Raw genomic sequence first — 24,153 nt, forward strand, 5'->3', positions numbered from 1 at the left:
ATAATGATTGTCAATTGAGAAAGAGAACTAATCCTTCTCTAAGGTTCGCAGTGAGAACTGCGACACGCTGCCGCACTCAGCCCCCGTTGGCGATCAAGCCTGCCGACTAATTATTTCAAGACGTCATCCGTTCTCATTGGTGAATGGCTCCGGGCGCAAGCCCCGACCAAAACAGCATTCCCAATGCCTCGCGTGGTCGGCGAAGACCGCGTCCTGCATGCCCCTGATGGGGCGTGAAAGCAGAAAACCGATTCCACTTGCAAGCCGAATTCAGGCAGGAAACCTCATGACCGACGCGTTCAAAATACCTGGCACACTGGTCCAAGCCCTTCAGCGCCGCGCGGCCCTGACGCCGGATCGGGTGGCCTTGCGTTTTCTCGCCGAAACCCCGGATCAGACGGTGGTGCTCAGTTATCGCGAACTGGATCTGCGGGCGCGCACCATTGCCGGCGCGTTGCAGGCCGAAACTGACTTTGGTGATCGCGCGGTGCTGCTGTTTCCCAGCGGTCCGGACTACGTCGCGGCGTTTTTTGGTTGCCTGTATGCGGGCGTGATCGCGGTGCCGGCTTATCCGCCGGAGTCGGCCAAGCGTCATCATCAGGAACGCCTGTTGTCGATCATCAGCGACGCCGAACCGCGCCTGCTGCTGACCAGCGCCGGCCTGCGCGATGCGTTGCTGCAAATCGAAGGCGCGCCGCCGCTGCTGTGCGTCGACACCCTCGACGGTGCACTGGCCGCGAAGTGGACTGAACCGAATCTCGAAGGCGACCACATTGCCTTCCTGCAATACACCTCGGGCTCCACCGCGCTGCCGAAAGGCGTGCAAGTCAGCCATGGCAACCTGGTCGTCAATGAGTTGCTCATTCGCCACGGTTTCGGCATCGACCTGAACCCTGACGACGTGATCGTCAGCTGGCTGCCGCTGTACCACGACATGGGTTTGATCGGCGGTCTGTTGCAGCCGATTTTCAGCGGCGTGCCGTGCGTGTTGATGTCGCCGGCGTACTTCCTCGGTCGGCCGCTGCGCTGGCTCGAAGCGATCAGCGAGTACGGTGGCACCATCAGCGGTGGGCCGGATTTTGCCTACCGTCTGTGCAGCGAACGTGTCAGTGAATCGGCGCTGGAACGCCTCGACCTCAGCGGCTGGCGCGTGGCGTATTCCGGTTCCGAACCGATTCGCCTCGACACTCTCGATCGTTTCGCCGAGAAGTTCGCGACTTGCGGTTTCACCCCGGACAGTTTCATGGCGTCTTACGGCTTGGCCGAGGCCACGTTGTTCGTCGCCGGTACACCCCGTGGTCAAGGCATCGGCAACCTGCGCGTGGATGATCAGGCGTTGGCGCAAAACCGTGCCGAAGCGGGTGAAGGCAGCGCGATCATGAGTTGCGGCATCAGCCAGCCGGATCACGCGGTGCTGATTATCGACCCATTGGCGCTGACCGAACTGGCCGACAACGCGGTCGGCGAAGTCTGGGCCACCGGGCCGAGCATCGCCCATGGCTACTGGCGCAACCCCGAGGCCAGCGCCAAGACCTTCGTTCAACACGACGGCAAAACCTGGCTGCGCACCGGCGACCTGGGTTTCATGCGCAACGGCGAGCTGTTCATCACCGGTCGCCTGAAAGACATGCTGATCGTTCGCGGTCACAACCTGTACCCGCAGGACATCGAGCAGACCATCGAGCGTGAAGTGGAAGTGGTGCGCAAAGGTCGCGTCGCCGCGTTCGCCGTGAACATCGACGGTCAGGAAGGCATCGGCATCGCCGCGGAAATCAGTCGCAGCGTGCAGAAAATCCTGCCGCCCGAGGCACTGATCAAAGCCATCCGCCAGGCGGTGGCCGAGGCGTATCAGGAAGCACCGAGTGTGGTGGTGTTGCTCAATCCGGGCGCGTTGCCCAAGACGTCCAGCGGCAAGCTGCAACGTTCGGCGTGCCGTAATCGGCTGGCGGATGGCAGCCTCGACAGCTACGCACTGTTCCCATCGGCGACCCCTGAAAACCAGGCCAAAACCGAGTTGGGTTCCGAGCTGCAAAGCCTGATCGGCCAGATCTGGGCCGAGCAGTTGCAGGTGAAACAGATCAGCGTCGATGACCACTTCTTCCTGCTCGGTGGCAACTCCATTGCCGCCACGCAAGTGGTTGCGCGCCTGCGCGAAGAGCTGGGACTGGAGCTGAACCTGCGCCTGCTGTTCGAAGCGCCGACCCTCGGTGCATTTACCGCCGTGGTCGCGCAGCAACAACAGGATGGCGGCCTGGCCCAAGGCGCGATCAGCACGCTGTCGCGCAGCGAAGCGATGCCGCAATCCCTCGCGCAAAACCGTTTGTGGATTACCTGGCAGCTCGACCCGCAAAGCAGCGCCTACAACATTCCCGGCGCCTTGCGTTTGCGCGGCGAACTGGATGAAGACGCCCTGCGCGCCAGTTTCCAGCACCTGATCGAACGCCACGAATCCCTGCGCACGCGCTTCTTCGAACGTGACGGCGTGGCGCTGCAACAGGTCATTGCCGCTGGCGAATTCAACCTGCAACGGATCGACATCAGCGATTTGCCCGTCGCCGAGCGTGAAGCCCGCGCGCAGCAAATCCGCGAGGATGAAGCGCGCACTCAGTTCGATCTGGAGAAAGGTCCGCTGCTGTGGGTGACGCTGGTGCGCCTCGATGACGAGGATCACCAGTTGCTGGTGACGCTGCACCACATCATCGCTGATGGTTGGTCGCTGAACGTGCTGATCGACGAGTTTTCGCGCCTGTATGCCGCTGCGTCCCAAGGGCAAACGGCATCGCTCGCGCCATTGCCGACCCAGTACGCCGACTACGGCAGCTGGCAGCGTCAATGGCTGGCGCAAGGTGAGGGCGAGCGGCAACTGGCCTACTGGAAAACGCAGTTGGGCGAGGAGCATCCGACCCTGAACCTGGCCACCGATCACCTGCGTTCGGTGCAACACCGTCACAGCGCCGCGCGCCACACCGTGCGTTTGGCTGCGCCCCTCAGCGAAGCGATTCGCCAGACTGCCCAGGCCCACGATTCCACCTCATTCATGCTGTTGCTCGCTGCGTTCCAGAGCCTGTTGCATCGCTACAGTGGCCAAACCGACATCCGCATCGGCGTGCCAAACGCCAACCGTCCGCGCCTGGAAACCCAGGGCCTGATCGGCTTCTTCATCAACACCCAGGTACTGCGTGCCGAGGTAGATTCGCGGTTGCCATTTGTTGAACTGTTGGCGCAAACCCGCCAGGCGGCCTTGGGCGCCCAGGCGCATCAGGACCTGCCGTTCGAACAACTGCTGGAAGCGTTCCCGCAGGCCCGCGAACAAGGCTTGTTCCAGGTCATGTTCAACCATCAACAACGGGACCTGAGCGCACTGCGTCGCTTGCCCGGGTTGCTCGCCGAAGAACTGCCGTGGCACAGCCGCGAAGCCAAGTTCGATTTGCAATTGCACAGCGAGGAAGACCGTAACGGTCGCCTGAGCCTGTCGTTCGACTATGCCAGCGAGCTGTTTGACGCCACTACCATCGAGCGTCTGGCCGAGCATTTCAGCAACCTGCTGCGAGCCATTTGCGAGCAGCCGGTCACCACCGTCGGCGACCTGCAACTGTTGACCGCGAGCGAGCACGATCAGCAAACCTCGTGGAGCGTCGCACCGTGCACACCGGCCAGCCAATGGCTGCCGGAACTGCTGAACGAACAGGCACGCCTGAACCCGGAGCGCACCGCGCTGCTGTGGGACGGCGGCAGCCTGGACTTCGCCGAACTGCACGCCAAGGCCAACCGCCTCGCGCATTACCTGCGCGACAAAGGCGTCGGCCCGGACGTTTGCGTGGCCATCGCCGCCGAGCGTTCGCCGCAACTGTTGATCGGCCTGTTGGCGATCATCAAGGCCGGTGGTGCCTACGTGCCGCTGGACCCGGATTACCCGACCGAGCGCCTGGCGTACATGCTCGGCGACAGCGGCGTCGAATTGCTCCTGACCCAAACCGAATTGCTCGACCGGCTGCCGGCCACCGATGGTGTCAGCGTGATCGCTATGGATGCACTGCACCTGGAGAACTGGCCGAGCCAGGCGCCGGGCCTGCATCTGCACGGCGACAACCTCGCTTACGTGATTTACACCTCTGGCTCCACCGGCCAGCCGAAGGGCGTCGGCAACACTCACGCAGCGCTCGCCGAACGCCTGCAATGGATGCAGAACACCTATCGCCTGAACGACACCGACGTGCTGATGCAAAAGGCGCCGATCAGTTTTGACGTGTCGGTGTGGGAATGCTTCTGGCCGCTGATCACCGGGGCGCGTTTGCTGATTGCCGGGCCCGGCGAACACCGCGATCCGCACCGCATTGCCCAACTGGTTCAGCAATACGGGGTGACCACGCTGCACTTTGTGCCGCCGCTGCTTTCGTTGTTTATCGACGAGCCGCTCACCGCCGAATGCACCAGCCTGCGCCGTGTGTTCTCGGGCGGCGAAGCCTTGCCGGCGGAACTGCGCAACCGCGTGCTGGCGCAACTGCCGGCCGTGCAACTGCACAACCGTTATGGCCCGACTGAAACCGCGATCAACGTCACTCATTGGCATTGCAGCACGGCCGATGGCGAGCGCTCGCCGATTGGCCGTCCGTTGGGCAACGTGATTTGCCGCGTGCTCGACAGCGAGCTCTACCCGGTGCCGGCTGGTGTGCCCGGTGAGTTGTGCATCAGCGGCATCGGTCTGGCCCGGGGGTATCTGGGGCGTCCGGGGCTGACGGCTGAACGATTTGTCGTCGACCCGTTGGGCGAGCAGGGTGCACGTCTGTATCGCACCGGCGACCGCGCCCGTTGGACCACCGATGGCGTGATCGAATACCTCGGCCGTCTCGATCAGCAGGTCAAACTGCGGGGCTTTCGCGTCGAACCGGAAGAAATCGAAGCGCGTCTGCTGGCGCAAGACGGTGTCGCGCAAGCCGTGGTGCTGGTGCGCGAAACCGCCGCTGGCGGGCAGTTGATCGGTTACTACACGGCCAGCGAAACCGGTGAATCCGAAGACGCTCAAACCGCTCGCCTGAAAGCCGCGCTGGCGGCCGAGCTGCCGGAGTACATGGTCCCGGCGCAGCTGATGCGCCTTGACGAAATGCCCCTCAGCCCAAGCGGCAAACTCGACCGCCGTGCCTTGCCGGAACCGCAATGGCAGGTGCGCGAACACGTCGAGCCGGTGACTGAACTTGAGCAGCAGATCGCCGCGATCTGGCGCGAAGTGCTGGGCTTGAAGCAGATCGGTCTGCGCGACGACTTCTTCGCCCTCGGCGGCCATTCGCTGCTGGCCACGCAAATCATCTCCCGCACCCGTCAGGCCTGCGACGTCGAATTGCCGCTGCGCGCGTTGTTCGAAAACAGTGAGCTGGGGGCATTCTCCCGGCAGGTTCAACAGATTCAGGCCAGCGGCAACACCAACAAACAACCGCCGATTGAAAAGGTCGACCGCAGCCAACCGGTGCCGCTGTCCTATTCCCAGCAGCGCATGTGGTTCCTCTGGCAGATGGAGCCGGACAGCCCGGCCTACAACGTCGGCGGCATGGCGCGGTTGCGCGGGGTGCTGGACATCGGGCGCTTCGAGACGGCGTTGCAAGCGCTGATCATGCGTCACGAAACCTTGCGCACCACGTTCCCGAGCATCGACGGCGTGGCGCAACAGCGCGTGCACCCGGAAACCGGGATGCGCATGGACTGGAAGGATTTTTCCGCGCTGGACGCCGACTTGCGCGAACAGCGGGTGCAGGCATTGGCCGACAGCGAAGCGCATCAACCCTTCGATCTGGAAACCGGGCCGCTGCTGCGCGCCTGCCTGGTCAAGACCGCCGAGCAGGAACATTACCTGGTGCTGACCCTGCACCACATCGTCACCGAAGGCTGGGCGATGGACATTTTCGCCCGGGAACTCAGTGCGCTTTACGAGGCGTTCGTCGATGACCGCGAATCGCCACTGGCGCCGCTGCCGGTGCAATACCTCGATTACAGCGTCTGGCAGCGTCAGTGGCTGGAGTCCGGCGAACGTCAGCGCCAGCTCGACTACTGGACCGCGCAACTGGGGCGCGAACATCCATTGCTGGAGTTGCCCGCCGACCGTCCGCGTCCTGCGGTGCAAAGCCATCAGGGCGAGCTGTTCCGTTTCGACCTGAGCGATGATCTCGCGGCTCGGGTCCGCGCCTTCAACGCGCAAAACGGCCTGACCCTGTTCATGACCATGACCGCCGCGCTGGCCGTGCTGCTTTACCGCTACAGCGGCCAGACCGACCTGCGCATCGGCGCGCCGGTGGCCAACCGCATTCGCCCGGAAAGCGAAGGGCTGATCGGTGCGTTCCTCAACACCCAAGTGCTGCGTTGCCAGCTCGATGGGCAGATGTCCGTTGGCGAACTGTTCGAGCAAGTGCGCCACACCGTAATCGAAGGCCAGTCCCATCAGGACCTGCCGTTCGATCATTTGGTTGAAGCGTTGCAGCCTCCGCGCAGCGCTGCGTACAACCCGCTGTTCCAGGTGATGTGCAACGTGCAGCGCTGGGAATTCCAGCAGAGCCGCACGCTGGCCGGCATGACGGTCGAGTATCTGGCGAACGATGCGCGAGCAACCAAATTCGACCTCAACCTGGAAGTGACCGACCTCGATCATCGGTTGGGTTGCTGCCTGACTTACAGCACCGATCTGTTCGATGAACCGCGCATTGCGCGCATGGCCGGGCACTGGCGCAATCTGCTGGAAGCGTTGCTGGCCGATCCGCAACAGCGCCTCAGTGAACTGCCGTTGCTCGAAACCACGGAACAGCAAAAGCTGCTCGACAGCCTGGGCATCGAACCGGGTGAACATCGACTGGATCAGTGCATTCATCACCTGTTCAGTGAACAGGCGCTGGTGCGCAAGGATGCGCCGGCGCTGACGTTCGCCGGGCAAACCCTGAGCTACGCCGAACTCGATAGCCGCGCCAATCGCCTGGCCTGGATGCTGCGTGAACGGGGTGTCGGGCCGCAGGTTCGCGTCGGTCTGGCACTTGAGCGGTCGCTGGAAATGGTCATCGGCCTGCTGGCGATCCTCAAGGCTGGAGGCGCTTATGTGCCGCTCGATCCGGAATACCCGCTCGATCGCCTGCATTACATGATCGAGGACAGCGGCATCGGTTTGCTGCTCAGCGATGCGGCGATGTTCCAAGCCCTGGGTGATCTGCCGACAACCGTCAGTCGCTGGTGCCTTGAAGATGACGCTGCCGAATTGGTCAACTACCCGGCCACCGAGCTGCCGTTCATCAGCCTGCCGCAGCATCAGGCGTACCTGATTTACACCTCCGGTTCCACCGGCAAACCGAAAGGCGTGGTGGTGTCCCACGGTGAAATCGCCATGCACTGCCGCGCGGTGATCGAGCGTTTCGGCATGCGTGCGGACGACTGCGAACTGCACTTCTATTCGATCAACTTCGACGCCGCGACCGAGCGTCTGCTGGTGCCGTTGTTGAGCGGTGCGCAAGTGGTCTTGCGCGCTCAAGGTCAGTGGGACGCAGAAGAAATCTGCGGATTGATCCGTCGCCACAACATCAACATCCTCGGCTTCACCCCAAGCTATGGCAGCCAATTGGCGCAGTGGCTGGCGACTCAGGGCGAAACCTTGCCGGTGCGCATGTGCATCACCGGCGGTGAAGCCCTGACCGGCGAGCACTTGCAGCGCATTCGCGCAGCGTTCAAACCGAGCCTGTTCTTCAACGCCTACGGCCCGACCGAAACGGTGGTCATGCCGTTGGCCAGTCTTGCACCGCAGCAGCTTGAAGAAGGGTTGGGCAGTGTGCCGATCGGCAGCGTGATCGGTGCTCGCTTGGCCTACATTCTCGATGCCGATCTGGCACTGGTGCCGCAAGGCGCGACTGGTGAGTTGTACGTTGGCGGTGCCGGTCTGGCCCAGGGTTATCACGACCGTCCGGGCATCACGGCGGAACGCTTCGTGGCCAACCCGTTCGTGGCCGATGGCGGGCGGATTTATCGCACCGGCGACCTGGTGCGGCAGCGCGCCGACGGCCTGGTGGAATACCTCGGCCGCATCGACCATCAAGTGAAAATCCGCGGTTTCCGCATCGAACTGGGCGAGATCGAAACCCGTCTGCTGGACCATGATTCGATCCGTGAAGCCGTGGTGCTGGCGCTGGACGCCCCGAGCGGCAAACAACTGGTCGGCTATCTGGTCACCGACGTGGCTGAGCAGGACGAAACACAACAAGCCCAATTGCGTGAAGCCCTCAAGGCTCACCTGAAATCGCAACTGCCGGAATACATGGTGCCGACGCACCTGATCCTGCTGGCGAGCATGCCGCTGACTGCCAACGGCAAACTCGACCGTCGTGCATTGCCGGCGCCGGACCCGGAATTGAATCGTCAGGACTATGTGGCGCCAAGCAACGAGCTGGAACTGACATTGGCGCAGATCTGGTGCGAAGTGCTGAACGTCGCGCAAGTCGGCCTCAACGATAACTTCTTCGAACTGGGTGGCGACTCGATCCTGTCGATCCAGGTGGTCAGCCGCGCGCGGCAGCAGGGCATTCACTTCAGCCCGCGTGACCTGTTCCAGCACCAGACAGTTCAAACACTCGCCGCCGTGGCCAGCCGCACCGAGCAGGTTACGGCCGAGCAGGGTTTGCTCACCGGCGAATCGCGTCTGACCCCGATCCAGCACTGGTTCTTCGACACCGACATGCCCGAGCGTCAGCACTGGAACCAGGCGTTGTTGCTGGAACCGACCGTTGCGCTGGAACCTCATCGCCTGGAGCAAGCGCTGCTGGCGGTGATCGAGCAGCACGACGCCTTGCGCCTGCGCTTCACCGAGGCCGGCGGCGCATGGACGGCGGCGCACCAGAAGGTGGGAGGCGCCCCCGTGTTGTGGCAAGTGCATGTGGCGGCGATGGATAAATGCGCGGCATTGTTTGCCGATGCCCAGCGCAGCCTCGACCTCGAACAAGGGCCGTTGATGCGGGTGCTGCTGGTCGATGGTCCCGAGGGCCAGCAACGGCTGTTCTTCGCGATCCATCACTTGGTGGTGGACGGCGTTTCCTGGCGTGTATTACTGGACGATCTGCAAACGGTATATCGCCAACTGGCGGCTGGGCAGTCGGTGAAACTGCCGGCGAAAACCAGCGCCTTCAAGGACTGGGCGGCCCGCTTGCAGGCGTATGCCGGCAGCGAATCCCTGCGTGAAGAACTGAGCTGGTGGCAGTCGCACCTGGCCGGGCCGAGCGTCGAATTGCCGTGTGATCGCCCTGAGGGCGGCCGGCAGAATCGTCATGCGCAAACCGTCAGCGTACGCCTCGACAGCGAGTTCACTCGCCAGTTGCTGCAACAGGCACCGAGCGCCTATCGCACCCAGGTCAACGACCTGTTGCTGACGGCATTGGCCCGCGTGCTGTGCCGCTGGAGCGGGAATGAATCAGCGCTGATCCAACTTGAAGGCCACGGTCGCGAGGCACTGTTCGACGAGATCGACCTGACCCGCACCGTCGGCTGGTTCACCAGCGCCTACCCGCTGCGCCTGACCCCGCAGAACATCGAAGAAGCCGCCGGCCAGGGCGCTTCGATCAAGGCGATCAAGGAACAACTGCGCGGCGTGCCGCACAAGGGTCTGGGCTATGGCGTGTTGCGTTACCTCGCCGACGACCTGTGCCGCGAAGCCATGGCCGCGTTGCCGGTGGCGCCGATCACCTTCAACTACCTCGGCCAGTTCGACCAGAGCTTTGGCGCGGACGCGTTGTTCCGTCCACTGGATGAACCGGTCGGTGCCGCCCACGATCCGAAAGCGCCGCTGCCTAACGAGTTGAGCGTTGACAGTCAGGTCTACGGCGGTGAATTGGTGCTGCGCTGGACCTTCAGCGCCGAGCGCCACGATCCGCAAACCATCAGCGAACTGGCGGACGCCTACCTCGGCGAATTGCAGAGCCTGATCGTGCATTGCCTGCGTGACGAGGCGGGCGGCCTGACGCCGTCGGACTTCCCGTTGGCGAAGCTGACCCAGCCGCAACTCGACGCACTGCCGATTCCGGCCGCCGCCATCGAAGACGTCTACCCGCTAACCCCGATGCAGGAAGGCATGCTGCTGCACACCTTGCTCGAACCGGGCACCGGCCTCTATTACATGCAGGACCGCTACCGCATCAACAGCGCGCTCGATCCGCAACGTTTTGCCGAGGCCTGGCAAGCGGTGATCGCCCGTCACGAAGCCTTGCGTGCATCGTTCTGCTGGAATGTTGGCGAGGACATGCTGCAGGTTATCCACAAGCCGGGCAGCACGCCGATCGAGTCCCTCGACTGGACGGCAATCGCCGAGGACGAGCAAGAGCCCAAGTTGCAGGCGTTGCTGAAAAGCGAGCGTGAAGCCGGGTTCGATCTGCTGAATCAGGCACCGTTCCACCTGCGTTTGATCAAGGTTGGCGAAGCGCGCTACTGGTTCATGATGAGCAACCACCACATCCTCATCGATGCCTGGTGCCGCTCGTTGCTGATGAACGATTTCTTCGAAATCTACACCGCGTTGGGTGAAGGTCGCGAAGCTCAACTGGCTGTGCCGCCGCGCTACCGCGACTACATCGGCTGGCTGCAACGCCAGAGCCTGGCCGAGGCGCGGCAGTGGTGGAAAACCAACCTGCAAGGCTTCGAACGGACCACGCCGATCCCGAGCGACCGGCCGTTCCTGCGTGAACATGCCGGCGACAGCGGCGGCATGATCGTCGGCGACCGCTACACCCGACTCGATGCTCGCGACGGTGCGCAACTGCGTGAACTGGCGCAGGCCCATCAGTTGACCATCAACACCTTCGCGCAAGCGGCGTGGGCCTTGGTGTTGCGGCGCTTGAGCGGTGATCGCGACGTGCTGTTCGGCGTCACGGTGGCCGGGCGCCCGGTGGAAATGCCGGAGATGCAGCGCACCGTCGGGCTGTTCATCAACAGCATCGCGCTGCGGGTGAAGATGCCGGAAGACGACCAGCGTTGCAGCGTTCGCCAGTGGCTGAGCGGCTTGCTCGACAGCAACATGCAACTGCGCGAGTACGAATACCTGCCGCTGGTGAGCATCCAGGAAAACAGCGAATTGCCGAAGGGCCAACCGCTGTTCGACAGCCTGTTCGTGTTTGAAAACGCGCCGGTGGAAGTCTCGGTGCTGGACCGTGCGCAGAGCCTCAACGCGACTTCGGATTCGGGCCGCACCCACACTAACTTCCCGCTGACGGCGGTGTGCTATCCGGGCGATGACCTGGGCTTGCACCTGTCTTACGACCAGCGTTATTTCGATGAGTCGACCGTTGAACGGATGCTCGGTGAGTTCAAGCGCCTGTTGCTGGCACTGGTCGAAGGTTTCCATGGCGACATGGCGGACTTGCCGCTGCTGGGTGCCGAGGAACAGGATTTCCTGATCCACGGCTGCAACCAGAGCGAACACGATTACCCGTTGGAGCAGAGCTACGTTGCGTTGTTTGAAGCGCAGGTTGCGCAGCATCCGCAACGGATCGCCGCCAGTTGCCTCGATCAGCAACACAGCTACGCCGAACTGAACCAGCGCAGCAACCGTCTTGGCCATGCGTTGATCGCGGCCGGTGTCGGGCTGGATCAGCCGGTGGCGTTGCTGGCCGAACGTAACCTCGATCTGCTCGGGATGATCATCGGCAGCTTCAAGGCCGGCGCGGGTTATCTGCCGCTGGATCCGGGGCTGCCAAGTCACCGCCTGAGCCGGATCATCGACCTGAGCCGCACGCCGTTGCTGGTCTGCACCCAGGCCTGTCGCGAACAGGCGGTGGCGTTGCTGGAGGAATTCGGTTGCGCCAATCGGCCACGGTTGCTGGTGTGGGAAGAGGTGCAGGCGAGCCAAGTTTCGGTGGCGAATCCGGGCATCTACAGCGGCCCGGACAACCTTGCCTACGTGATCTACACCTCGGGTTCGACCGGCCTGCCCAAAGGTGTGATGGTCGAACAACGCGGCATGCTCAACAACCAATTGAGCAAGCTGCCGTACCTGAACCTCAGCGCTGCCGATGTGATCGCGCAGACCGCTTCGCAAAGCTTCGACATATCGGTCTGGCAGTTCCTTGCCGCACCGTTGTTCGGCGCGCGGGTGGACATCGTGCCGAACACCATTGCCCACGATCCGCAGGGCTTGTTGGCGCATGTATCGGCCCAGGGCATCACCGTGCTGGAAAGCGTGCCGTCGCTGATTCAGGGCATGCTCGCCCAGGAACGCATGAGCCTCGACGGCCTGCGCTGGATGCTGCCGACCGGTGAAGCGATGCCGCCGGAACTCGCGCACCAATGGTTGCTGCGCTACCCGGACATCGGGCTGGTGAATGCTTACGGTCCGGCGGAATGTTCGGACGACGTGGCGTTCTTCCGTGTCGACATGGCGTCGACTCGCGGCAGTTACTTGCCGATTGGCACGCCGACCGACAACAACCGTTTGTACCTGCTCGATGGCGCGCTGGACCTGGTGCCGTTGGGTGCGGTGGGCGAACTGTGCGTGGCCGGCACCGGTGTCGGGCGCGGCTATGTCAGCGATCCGCTGCGTACGGCGCAGGTGTTTGTGCCGAACCCGTTTGGCGCACCGGGCGATCGTTTGTACCGCACCGGCGACCTCGCCCGTCGTCGCAGTGACGGCGTGCTGGAGTACGTTGGGCGCATCGACCATCAGGTGAAGATTCGCGGCTACCGCATCGAACTGGGTGAAATCGAAGCGCGTCTGCATGAGCAACCGGAAGTGCGCGAAGCGGCGGTTGGTGTGCAGGAAGGCGTGAGCGGCAAGCATCTGGTCGGCTATTTGGTTGCGACTGATTCTTCACTTAATCCGACTGAGCGCCTGGAGCGCATCAAGCAGCGCCTGCGCGCCGAGCTGCCGGAATACATGGTGCCGCTGCACTGGTTGTGGCTGGAGCGGATGCCGCTCAATGCCAACGGCAAACTGGACCGCAAGGCGCTGCCGGCGCTGGAGATCGGTCAGTTGCAGAGCCAGGATTATCAGGCGCCGCGCAATGAACTGGAGCAGACGTTGGCGGATATCTGGGCCGAGGTGTTGAAGGTCGAAAAGGTCGGTGTGCGCGACAACTTCTTCGAGTTGGGCGGGCATTCGCTGCTGGCGACGCAGATTGCGTCGCGGGTGCAGAAAGCCCTGCAACGGGATGTGCCGCTGCGGGCGATGTTCGAGTGCAGCACGGTGGAGGAATTGGCTGAGTACATCGACGGGTTGGCGGCGAGTGACATCACCGAGGACAAGGTTGATCGGTTGAATGACTTGATGGCGGAGTTGGAGGGTCTGTAATTCTCTAGCGTCTGTAAGGGCCTTTTCGCCAGCAGGCTGGCTCCCACATTTGAACTGTGTTCGCAGAACAAAATGTGGGAGCCAGGCTGCTGGCGATGGGGCCTTTTAAAGCACCACAAGGTTGACTGTGGAACCACAGCAGCACAGTCTCCCTGCTCCGGTTTTCACAAAGGAAACAGTCAATGCCCTTCGTTACGATTGACGGACAACCCCTTCACTACATCGATCAAGGCACCGGCCCTGCCGTACTACTCGCCGGCAGCTACCTCTGGGACCAAACCATGTGGGCGCCGCAGATCGCCGCCCTGTCGGAGCAATACCGGGTCATCGCCCTGGACCTGTGGGGCCACGGTGAGTCAGGCTCGCTACCCGAAGGCACGCAATCGCTGGATGACATTGCACGTCAGGCGCTGGCCTTGCTCGATCATCTGCACATCGACCGTGTCACGCTGGTCGGTCTTTCCGTCGGTGGCATGTGGGGCGTGCGCCTGGCGCTGTCGGTTCCTCAGCGGATCAACGGCCTGGTGCTGATGGACACCTACGTCGGTGTCGAACCTGAACCCACTCGCCAATACTATTTCTCGCTGTTCAAACAGATCGAAGACAGCGGCGTGATTGCACCGCAACTGCTCGACATCGTCGTGCCGATTTTCTTCCGTCCGGGCATCGACCCGCAGTCGGCGCTGTATCAGGATTTCCGCGCAAAACTGGCTGCGCTGCCGCCAGAGCGTCTGCGCGAAAGTATCGTGCCAATGGGGCGGATCACATTTGGGCGCGATGATGTGTTGCCGCGACTGGGCGAGCTGGAGGCTGAGGCCACGCTGGTGGTGTGTGGTGATCAGGACAAGCCGCGACCACCGTCGGAAACCATTGAAATGGCCGAGTTGATCGGTTGCCCGTATGTGCTGGTGCCGGAGGCGGGGCATATCTCCAATCTGGAGAATCCGCGGTTTGTGACTGAGGTGTTGCTGGAGTTTCTAGCCCGGAAAAATTAGTCGATCTTGCTGACGCCTTCGCGGGCAAGCCTCGCTCCTACAGAAGTTGTGTCGTTCACAATAATCGCGACCGACACAACTTCTGTAGGAGCGAGGCTTGCCCGCGAAGAGGCCGGTGAATTCACTTCGGCCCGAGAATCTTTACCAGCTTGTCCGGCGACGGCGCGCCTTGCTGCTGTTGCAGCTCGCCCTTGTCGTCCATGTAGAAAATCGCCGGAGTGGCCTGCAATTCCAGGTCTTCCATCAACTGCATGTTCGCCGCCAGTTTCGCCTGAATCGCCGGCGGTACTTCTTTCAGCGCCTTCAGCGTACTGGCCTTGCCAGCCCCTTCGTGGTCTTGCAGGGCTTTTTGCGGATCCTTGGCGGCCAGCAATGCCGCGGATTTGCCTGGGCTGTCTTCACGAATGATCCCGACCATGATGTGCCGCAACTGCACCTTGCCGGCCTTCACCCACGGCCGCGCCTGTTCCCAGAACACGTTGCAGTAAGGGCAGTTCGGATCGCTGAACAGGTACACCACGCGCGGCGCATCCTTGTTGCCGTCACCGATCCAGTTGCTCGCTTCCATCTTGCCCCAGATTTCCTTGGCCATCGGCGCGTACACCAGTTTCTGCAATGGCGCGCTGCTCAGGTCTTTGCCGTCGGCGTCGTACAAATTGCCCAGCAACACATGTTTGCCATCCGGCGTCAGGTACAGCGCCATGCCACGGTTCTGGTACTGCGCGGCATAACCGCGCAAGCCATCGGGTGCGTCGAACTGGCCGACGATTTTCGCGCCCTTGGCTTCGATCTTCTTGATCGCTTCGGGCAATTCTTCGGCAGCCTGTACCGACGGCAGGTGCAGCAGGGCGGCGCCCAGGGTCAGCGTCAGCAGGTGGCGGAGGCGGGGCATGGCAGTTTCCTTGAAGAAGTGGACGGTGTGCCCGGATTCGGGGTGTCAAAGTTTTCCAGGGCGCGGGCCAGGCTGGCGTCCGACAGTTCACCCAGATGACTGCCCAGCAGGCGACCGTCAGGGCTATAGAACAGCGTAGTCGGCAATGCCATCGAACCGACGGCCTGACCCAATCGACCGCTGCCGTCGAACAGTACGTTGGACAGGCTCAGGCCCTGGGTTTCCAGAAAGGTGCTGACGCTTTGCATGCTTTCTGCCTGATTGACGAACAGGAAGGTCAGGTCCGGGCGGTGTTGCTGAGCGTTTTCCAGCACCGGCATTTCCCGGCGACACGGCGGGCACCAGGTGGCCCAAAGATTGATCACCAGCGGCCCGCCCTTGTAATCCGCCAGTTGCACCGTTTCACCGGCGGCATTGCGCAGGGTGATGTCTGGCAGGCGCGTGCCTTGTTCGTAAATACTCAGGGAGAATGTCGCGAGCAGCCAGAAAGCCAGGCCACTGGCCACGCCAAAGCCCAGTGGGCGACGTAAACCCGGTTGACGCCAGCCTCGATACACCGCGGCCAGCAGCAGCGCGATCACACCCGGCCAGGCGAGAAAACCACCGTCGCGCAGGTCGATGACTTGCCACGGATCGTCGCGATAGTGCTTCCAGTACAGCGCGACGAAACTGATTCGGGCCGCCAGCATGCCCAGCAGGAACAGGCTGAACAGCACCGACTCGGGATTTTCACCGCCACGCTTGGCCGCCCGCCAGCCGACAAACGTCGCCAGCGCCAGGGCGCTGATCAGCAGCAGGTGGTTAAGCGCGATGGCAAACGTGCCGAGGGTAAAAGTCAGCATTAACGGGCGTCTCGGGTGGTGGTCCAGCGTTGCAGGAAGGTGTCGGCATCGACCTCGCCGGTGATGCGCTGGCTGCGACGCTCGATGCCATCGGCGCCGATCCACAGAAAACTCGGTGGCCCCGGCACTTTATAACGGCCAAGCAGTTCGCGGCTGGCGGCATTGTCGGCGGTCACATCCAGCCGTAGCAAGCGCACATCGCTCAAGGCGTCGAGCACGCGGGGTTGGCCGAACACCTGTTTTTCCATGACCTTGCACGACACACACCAGTCGGCGTAGTAGTCCAGCAGCACCCATTGGCCCTGAGCTTGTGCGGCATCGAGCTCCCGTTGCAGAGCGGCCGGGTCCTTGATTGTGGTGAAAGCCTCGTGGCCGACCGGGCGGGCGACATTGCCCGCATTGGCAGCGCTATAGACCTGCAGCGGTTTCAACAGGTCATCACCGCCGCCCGCCGCACCGATCATCAACAGACTGCCCCACAGGCCGAGCAGCAATGAGCTGGCACCGAACAGATGCGCGACCCGCCCGAAACCTTGCGACTGCTTCCAGGCGCTGTAGGCGGCAATCAGCAACAACGCACCGCACAGACCGATCCACAGCGATTCATCCAGTACCGGGCGCAACATCAACAACGCGGTGGCGAGGAACAGGAAGCCGAACACGCCTTTGAGCAGGTTCATCCAGGCCCCGGGTTTGGGCAGGAAGCGGTTGCCGACGGTCACCAGCAACAACAGCGGCACACCGATGCCGATGCCCATGGCAAACAGAATCAACCCGCCGTGCAGCGCATTGCCGCTTTGCGCGATATAGAGCAGTGCGCCGGCCAGCGGGGCGGTCATGCACGGACCGACCAGCAGACCGGACAGCGCGCCCAGCACACCCGCGCCGATCAGGCTGCCACCGCGCTGATTGCGCGAGACGTTTTCCAGCCGATCGCGCACGGCGACCGGCAGTTGCAACTCGAAGAAGCCGAACATCGGCAACGCCAGCAGCACAAACACGGCGGCGAAACTGCCCAGCAACCAAGGGTTTTGCAGCAGTGCCTGCAAATTCGCACCGAGCAGCGCCGCCAGAACGCCCATCGCCGCGTACACCAGCGCCATGCTCACGACATAGCTGGTGGCCAAGGCAAATCCGCGTTTAGGTGTCGCGCCACTGCCGACAATCATACCGGCCAGAATCGGCAGCATCGGCAATGAGCAAGGGGTGAAGGCCAGCAGCAGGCCCAAACCGAAGAACACCAACAAGCTCCAGCCCAACGCCCGTTGTTGCAGGCTGCTGGCCAAGGCTTGATCCGGCGCTTCATTGGCCGCCGAAGCGACAACACTGCCGCCCAGGTCCACGACCTGGGTTTGCGGCGGATAACACAATCCGGCATCGGCGCAGCCCTGGAAGCCGACCTTGATCTGGCCGGTCGCGCCCGCCGGGATCTTCAGCTCCAGGCCCTGGCGATAAACCGGCTGTTCACCGAAGAATTCATCACTGTGAGACTCGCCTTCAGGTAACACAGGGTGCAGCTCAGCGGGCAACCCATCGAACTTAAGGCGTTTCTGATAAAGGTAATAACCGTCGGTGATCTGCCAATAGAGTTGCGTTTCACCCGACTCAAGGCGCTCGGACGTGAAGACGAACGCTTTTTCCACTGGCAGGAATTCAGGTTTGGTTTCGAACGGATTGGTCCCTGCCTGGGCCAGACCCGAGATCAAGAGAGCAAAAAAAAGAAGCAGTGAACGCATGGGTAAGCCTTATCCCTGTGCAGGTGAGGTGCACAGTGGCGGGCGGCGATTAACCGATGATTAACCGCCGCACACTTCTGCCATGACCTGTGAAGAATTCAGTTATGAGTCAGTCCTGGCCAGCCCTCGTCTACGTCTCTTGCTTCCCCTTCCAGAATGTTTTTATCGATATTGTATTTCAAGTATTTATTGTCGCTCAAAAAGATGTACAGATAGCTGTCAGTAACGGAGGCATGGATCTGCACAGCAGTGATAATGTCATCGACATAAGGGCCGAGTCTTGGCCAGGTTGTGTATTTTATATCGCCGAGGACGAGCTTTTTACTGTGCCAGTCAAGCTCCAGGTATTTTCCGTTTTTTAAAATAAACTTGAAGATGGTTTGGCCAGAGGATCTGAACGGTCGCTGCCAGAAGGTACCTGCAATAATATCGTCGAAGTAGGGCAGTAGCATGCTCCATATCGACTCGCTGACTGGCGTGAAACTGAAAGGAGTATCTGCATCTTGATCGTATTCGCACACCATCGGTGTTTTTTCATCGTAGTAAAATAACCAGAGAATATCAGCGTCTAATTCGAGCCTGTTGGTGCCTACTATCCGGTCTGTGGAGAATCCGAAGCACAAATCTTGTGCGTGCGGATGAAATTCTCCCCAGTTATCTTGAGTTACCGCAGTTGGGTGGCTCGAAGCAACACTGCCTTCGCTGTTGTTGTATCGTGAATAGGTATCGTCATCTTTGAAGAAAAAATAGCAGCGATCTCTGCCTGAGCGCCAATCAACGGCTACGAAGTTTTTTAGTTCGGGCATGATTTAAATCCTTTTTATCAGTGTTTGTAATGGCGCGGAAGCGCGATAAAGGTAAGTTATAAAAAGTAGTGCTGTAGTGATAAGTGTGAAGATTGAAGCGCGTAACAATTGTGGTTGAATTTTTTGGTGATGTCTGAAATATAAGGTGGCATCGCAGGTGTTAGTTGTGGGGTTTCATTTTGATGGTGTTGGTTGTGCTCTGTAATAGAGTGTTTGCTTTAGGTTGTTATAGTGCGAAGTGTTGTCTGTGTTCGTATGTTGGTCAATGCTTGTGGCGTTAAAGAATGTGTATTGTTGTTGTTGTTGTTGTTGTTGTTGTTGTTGTTGTTGTTGTTGTTGTTGTTGTTGTTGTTGAGAGTTGTAAGTCTGTGTTCAAAAGGTTTCAATGATCCGGTCGTTTTGGTGGATGGCCGAACGGGAAATTTTCGCGGTGCAGGTCATTCAGCGATTTCCCTCAATGATGATGAGCGGCAGCGGCATAATGCCGGGTTAATCGATACTCTTTTTAATGACCATTTTTGCGAAGGTCTTATCCATGCACGTACTGGTTTGCGAAGACGATGAGCTGATCGCCAGCGGCATTGTCGCCGGCCTCACTGCCCAGGGCCTGACGGTGGAGCACGTCAACACTGCCTCGAAGGCCCGGGCCATGCTCAAGGTCGCCGAGTTCGACGTGATGGTGCTCGACCTCGGTCTGCCGGATGAAGACGGGCTCAAGCTATTGCAGCAGTTGCGCCATCATGGCCTGGAGATTCCGGTGCTGATCCTCACCGCGCGGGATTCGGTGACCGACCGCGTCGACGGCCTGCAAGCGGGGGCCGATGATTACCTGCTCAAGCCGTTCGACCTGCGCGAACTCGCCGCACGCCTGCACACGTTGTTGCGACGGGTGGCGGGGCGCAGCGTCAACCTGATCGAACACGGCCGCTTGACGTACGACCCGAGCAGCCGCGAAACCATGCTTGGCGGTCAGCCGGTGGACCTTTCCCGTCGCGAACAGTCACTGTTGCAAGCCTTGCTGCACAACCGTGGCCGGGTACTGTCCACGGAGCAGTTGAAAGACAGCGTCTATGGGTTCAACGACGAACTGGAAAGCAACGCCCTCAACGTGCATATCCATCACCTGCGGCGCAAACTGGGTAATGGCATTGTCGAGACCGTGCGCGGTCTGGGCTATCGCCTGGGGCCGGCCGATGATGGAGAGGAAGTGAAAAAGTGATGAGCCTGCGTTTGCGCCTGAGCCTGACGCTCGGCGCCGCATTTGCGCTGATCTGGGCCCTGGCAGCGGCCTGGATGCTCAGCGACCTGCGCAACCAGATGATGTTTTCACTCGACCAGCGGCTGGTGGCGTCGGCGCGCATGGTCGCGGGCCTGATGGAGCAACTGCCGCCGTTGCCGACCAAGGGCGAGGGCACCCATTTCAGTGCGGAACAACTGAATATTCCGGGCGGGATGGCGTGTCAGGTCAGCTCGCTGCGCGGCGAAATCCTCGCCCGCAGCCACACCGATCCACAACAAACACTGCAAGCCGAGAAAATGGGCTTCCACGATCAGATGATCGACGGCGCGCCGTGGCGCAGTTTCACCCTGGCCCGTGGCGATCTGCGCATCACCACGGCGGATCGGCAGATCGAACGTGAAGCGCTCAACATGTCGATCTTGCTGGCCGCTTCGGTGCCGGTGGGCGTGGCGTTGCTCGGTTGCCTTTGCCTGCTGTGGCTGGGGATCGGCCAGGGCCTGGCGCCGTTGAACCGCATGCGCGATGCCTTGATGCGTCGCAGCGCCGACTCGCTGGAACCCTTGCAGATTCAGCCGCTGCCCAGTGAGTTGCAACCGTTGCTGGACACTCAGAACCAGCTGTTCCAGCGCATCGGCAAGACCATCGAGCGCGAACGCCGATTGACCGGCGACGCGGCCCACGAACTGCGCAGCCCGCTGACGGCGATCAAAACCCACCTGCAAGTGGCGCGCATGACCGATGGCGCGGCACGGGATCAGTCCCTGGCCCGGGCCGAAGAGGGCGCCGACCGCCTGCACCGCACGCTTGAGCAATTGTTGTTGCTGGCGCGGGTCGAGGGCAGTCTGTCGTTCGACGACGGTGTGCAATGCAGCGCCGAGCAAGTGGCGAAACTGGCGATTCAGGATGCCGCCAGCGGTGATCGTCAGCGGATCCAATTCAAGCTGCCGCCGAAGCTCTCCCATGCGCCGGTGCAAATGCCGGCGGTGCTGTCGATCGCGGCGTTGCGCAACCTGCTGGACAACGCGCTGCGCCATACCCCGAACGACGGTGCGGTAGAACTGAGCCTGGTAACCACCGGCAACCGCGTGCAGTTCGTCGTGCGCGATCATGGGCCGGGCATTGCCGAAGACGACCTGCAACACCTGACCCAACGCTTCTGGCGCAACGGACAGAGCACCGGCTGCGGTCTGGGGTTGGCGATTGTCCAGGCGATTGTTCAGCGTTGTGGCTGCACGCTGCATTTCGACAGCCGGCCGGATGGCTTGCGGGTCGAGCTGACGATGCCGTTGCAACAAATCTGACCAGCACCACAATCCCCCTTGTAGGAGCCGGCTTGCCGGCGATAGCGGTGGAGCAGCCAACACATTTGTTGACTGTACGGACGCCATCGCCGGCAAGCCGGCTCCTACAGGTTGCTGTGTTGCACATCAAATGTAACGTCTCGCCATTGGCGTTCCGACGGCCACCAGCGCTATCGTCCCCGGCAGCTTTTTCTCAATGGATTGAGGTTACAGCGCCATGGAAACCCCTCTACACATCTGCAAGGCAACCCCCGCCGACGCCGGGATCATCAGCCGGATCGTCGAGCGTTCCATCCGCGTCGGCTGCGCGCTCGACCATCGCAACGACCCGCAAACCGTCGCCACCTGGACCCACAACAAAACCGTCGAACACATTCAACCGTGGCTGACCGACCAACGGCTGTACCTGAACATCGCCCTGTTGCAGGACAAACCGGTCGGCGTCGCGATGGCGGCGATCAGCGGCAAGCTTGCGTTCTGTTACGTGCAGCCGGAATGCTTTCGTCGTGGTGTCGGGCAAGCGTTGGTGCGCGACCTTGAAGGCTGGCTGATCGATAACGGGCTGGCTCAGGTACGACTCAACAGCACCCGGACCAGTGAAGCCTTTTACCGGCATTTGGGTTATCAGCCCTGTGCTGAAACCTTCACCGTAGCCGGGCTTCGTGCCATCCCCATGCACAAGGGCCTGACCCCGCCTTCATAGAAAGCCGGGCAAGGGTCTAAATCCTCGGCGCCCTGATGCGTTTCCAGAACAGGAAAACCTTATTGAGGGGTCGAGAGATGTCAGTCGCTACCAGCCTTATGGAAGATCAGTCGGCCCGGATCGCTCCGGCGCCGGCCGAAACGCTTTATCAGTTCAACGAATCGCCATTGCTGGCGCGTCAGAGCCAGCAGGAGTCGAATGCCCGCAGCTACCCGCGACGCATTCCCCTGGCACTCAAGCGCGCGAAGGGCATTTATGTCGAAGACGTCGAAGGCCGCAGCTTCATCGACTGCCTGGCCGGCGCCGGAACGCTGGCCCTGGGGCATAACCATCCGGTGGTGATCGAAGCGATCCAGCAAGTGCTGACCGATGAACTGCCGCTGCACACCCTCGACCTGACCACCCCGGTCAAGGATCAATTCGTCCAGGACCTGTTTGGTCTGCTGCCGCCGGCTCTGGCTGCGGAAGCAAAAATCCAGTTCTGCGGCCCGACCGGCACCGACGCCGTGGAAGCCGCTTTGAAATTGGTGCGCACCGCCACCGGGCGCAGCACTGTGCTGTCGTTTCAGGGCGGTTATCACGGCATGAGCCAGGGCGCGCTGAGCCTGATGGGCAGCCTGGGGCCGAAAAAACCGTTGGGCGCATTGCTCAGCAGTGGCGTGCAGTTCATGCCGTATCCCTACGATTACCGTTGCCCGTTCGGCCTCGGCGGCGTGCAAGGCGTGCAGGTCAACCTGAACTACCTGGAAAACCTGCTGAACGATCCCGAGGCGGGTGTGCAATTGCCGGCCGCTGTGATTGTCGAGGCTGTTCAGGGCGAGGGCGGGGTGATCCCGGCTGATCTCGATTGGTTGCGCGGTCTGCGTCGCATCACCGAAAAGGCGGGTGTGGCGTTGATCGTCGACGAAATCCAGAGCGGTTTCGCCCGCACCGGCAAGATGTTTGCCTTCGAGCACGCCGGGATCATTCCGGACGTGGTGGTGATGTCCAAGGCCATCGGCGGCAGCTTGCCGCTGGCGGTGGTGGTGTATCGCGACTGGCTCGACACCTGGTTGCCGGGCGCGCATGCCGGGACCTTCCGTGGTAACCAAATGGCCATGGCGGCGGGCTCTGCGGTGATGCGTTATCTGGCTGAACACAAGGTTTGCGAACACGCTGCGGCCATGGGCGAGCGCTTGAGCGAGCACCTGCGCATTCTTCAGCGGGACTTCCCGCAACTGGGCGATATTCGCGGTCGTGGCTTGATGCTTGGCGTCGAACTGGTTGACCCGACCGGCGTGCCGGATGTGCAAGGTCATCCACCGATCTTCGCGCGGCTGGCGCCGCTGGTGCAGCGTGAATGCCTCAAGCGTGGGTTGATTCTTGAGCTGGGTGGTCGGCATGGCGGTGTGGTGCGCTTCCTGCCGCCGCTGGTGATTACTGCTGCGGAAATTGATCGGGTGGCGGAGATTTTTGGTCGGGCGATGGCTGCTGCCACTGCCAGCCTCTAAATTTTCCGGGCCCCGCAACGTTCTTTCTACATAACGGCTGCGCACGCAGTGCAGCCCACCCTTACAGCGATGGAGAGACACCATGACGTCAGTATTCGACCGCGAGGACATCCTCTTTCAGGTCGTGGTCAACCACGAAGAGCAGTACTCGATCTGGCCCGACTACAAGGCCGTGCCGGAGGGCTGGCGGACCGTGGGCAAGAGCGGCCTGAAAAAGGAATGCCTGGCTTACATCGAAGAAACCTGGACCGATATGCGTCCGCTGAGTTTGCGCAAGAAGATGGAAGAGCAGGCGGCAGTGGCTCACTGAAGTCTTCGTGCAAAGAGAAGCCCGCTGGACCGAGAAGGTCAGCGGGCTTTTTTGCGCCTAGAGTTTGTCTGGCTGTACGCAGGACCTGTAGGAGCTGGCTTGCCGGCGATGGCTTTGTGTCAGGCTCCGAATTTTTTCAGGTGTACATATCCATTCCTGCGGTAACGGCCGCTAATGGTTTCGCCCTTACGGCGAGTCCCTTTTTCAAACGCCAAAAAGGAACCAAAAGGCTTTGCCCCTGACGTACGGCCCTTCGCCTAGGCTCAGGGTTCCCTCGCTCTGGTCCTGCTCCGTGGGCCCGCCGCCATCGGCCATCCATGGCCGGGGGCGGCTACCGCGGCATCCTTGCCGCGGTGCCCACTGCGCAGAACCTCCACTCGGCCTCCCGACGGGGCAGATCAAAAGCCAAAGCAAAATCAAAAGCCAAGCAGAAGCAAAAGCGAGGCGGCCTGCGAGCCGACCTGTTTCTTTGTTCGTACGCATTCCCCTGTAGGAGCCGGCTTGCTGGCGATTGCGGTGGGTCAGTCAACTTATTTCTCGACTGACCCACCGC

Annotated in this window: 12 protein-coding genes; 8 read left to right on the forward strand and 4 right to left on the reverse strand. The window is 61.4% G+C overall.

The genetic code is table 11. From position 1 onward, the window contains the following. Positions 1 to 286: 286 nt before the first annotated feature. A complete protein-coding gene (locus KGB27_RS20290; RefSeq protein WP_223556034.1) occupies positions 287 to 13,285 on the forward strand; it encodes a non-ribosomal peptide synthetase in 12,999 nt (4,332 codons plus the stop codon). A 182-nt stretch (positions 13,286 to 13,467) separates the two neighbouring features. Then, entirely contained in the window at positions 13,468 to 14,280 is an 813-nt protein-coding gene (locus tag KGB27_RS20295) for an alpha/beta fold hydrolase (protein WP_223556037.1), read from the forward strand. A gap of 121 nt (positions 14,281 to 14,401) precedes the next feature. On the opposite strand, the gene dsbG is transcribed toward KGB27_RS20295, so the two are convergent. The 4 genes from dsbG to KGB27_RS20315 form a co-directional block, all read right to left on the reverse strand. After that, positions 14,402 to 15,172, reverse strand: coding sequence for a thiol:disulfide interchange protein DsbG (gene dsbG / locus KGB27_RS20300; protein WP_008033705.1), 771 nt, complete (start codon positions 15,170 to 15,172; stop codon positions 14,402 to 14,404). Further along, positions 15,148 to 16,014: a TlpA disulfide reductase family protein gene (locus tag KGB27_RS20305; RefSeq protein ID WP_223556040.1), complete on the reverse strand. Its 867-nt coding sequence runs from the start codon at positions 16,012 to 16,014 to the stop codon at positions 15,148 to 15,150. Before KGB27_RS20305 ends, dsbG begins: the two co-directional genes overlap by 25 nt. After that, positions 16,014 to 17,750, reverse strand: coding sequence for a protein-disulfide reductase DsbD (dsbD, locus tag KGB27_RS20310; protein WP_223556043.1), 1,737 nt, complete (start codon positions 17,748 to 17,750; stop codon positions 16,014 to 16,016). The genes KGB27_RS20305 and dsbD overlap by 1 nt, the downstream gene beginning before the upstream one ends. A 98-nt stretch (positions 17,751 to 17,848) precedes the next feature. Continuing rightward, on the reverse strand, positions 17,849 to 18,556 hold the full coding sequence (locus KGB27_RS20315) for a hypothetical protein (protein WP_008044452.1): 708 nt from the start codon (positions 18,554 to 18,556) through the stop codon (positions 17,849 to 17,851). A 255-nt stretch (positions 18,557 to 18,811) separates the two neighbouring features. Between KGB27_RS20315 and KGB27_RS20320 the strand changes: the two genes are divergently transcribed. The 6 genes from KGB27_RS20320 (at position 18,812) to KGB27_RS20345 (ending at position 23,600) form a co-directional block, all read left to right on the forward strand. Next, entirely contained in the window at positions 18,812 to 19,120 is a 309-nt protein-coding gene (locus KGB27_RS20320) for a hypothetical protein (protein ID WP_223556046.1), read from the forward strand. Beyond that, the gene (locus KGB27_RS20325) at positions 19,092 to 19,775 is read left to right on the forward strand and encodes a response regulator (RefSeq protein ID WP_008033711.1); all 684 of its coding nucleotides are present in this window, start codon (positions 19,092 to 19,094) and stop codon (positions 19,773 to 19,775) included. The genes KGB27_RS20320 and KGB27_RS20325 overlap by 29 nt, the downstream gene beginning before the upstream one ends. Continuing rightward, positions 19,772 to 21,097 (forward strand): ATP-binding protein, encoded by a 1,326-nt coding sequence (locus KGB27_RS20330; RefSeq protein ID WP_192419391.1) that lies wholly within the window; start codon positions 19,772 to 19,774, stop codon positions 21,095 to 21,097. Before KGB27_RS20325 ends, KGB27_RS20330 begins: the two co-directional genes overlap by 4 nt. Positions 21,098 to 21,314: 217 nt before the next feature. Beyond that, positions 21,315 to 21,800, forward strand: coding sequence for a GNAT family N-acetyltransferase (locus KGB27_RS20335; protein WP_223556049.1), 486 nt, complete (start codon positions 21,315 to 21,317; stop codon positions 21,798 to 21,800). Between the two features lie 77 nt (positions 21,801 to 21,877). Further along, entirely contained in the window at positions 21,878 to 23,290 is a 1,413-nt protein-coding gene (locus KGB27_RS20340; RefSeq protein WP_223556052.1) for an aspartate aminotransferase family protein, read from the forward strand. A gap of 82 nt (positions 23,291 to 23,372) precedes the next feature. Next, positions 23,373 to 23,600 (forward strand): MbtH family protein, encoded by a 228-nt coding sequence (locus tag KGB27_RS20345; RefSeq protein ID WP_008033724.1) that lies wholly within the window; start codon positions 23,373 to 23,375, stop codon positions 23,598 to 23,600. Positions 23,601 to 24,153 lie beyond the last annotated feature (553 nt).

This window comes from Pseudomonas sp. BF-R-01, assembly GCF_019946615.1.
GTDB classification, from domain to species: Bacteria; Pseudomonadota; Gammaproteobacteria; order Pseudomonadales; family Pseudomonadaceae; genus Aquipseudomonas; species Aquipseudomonas migulae.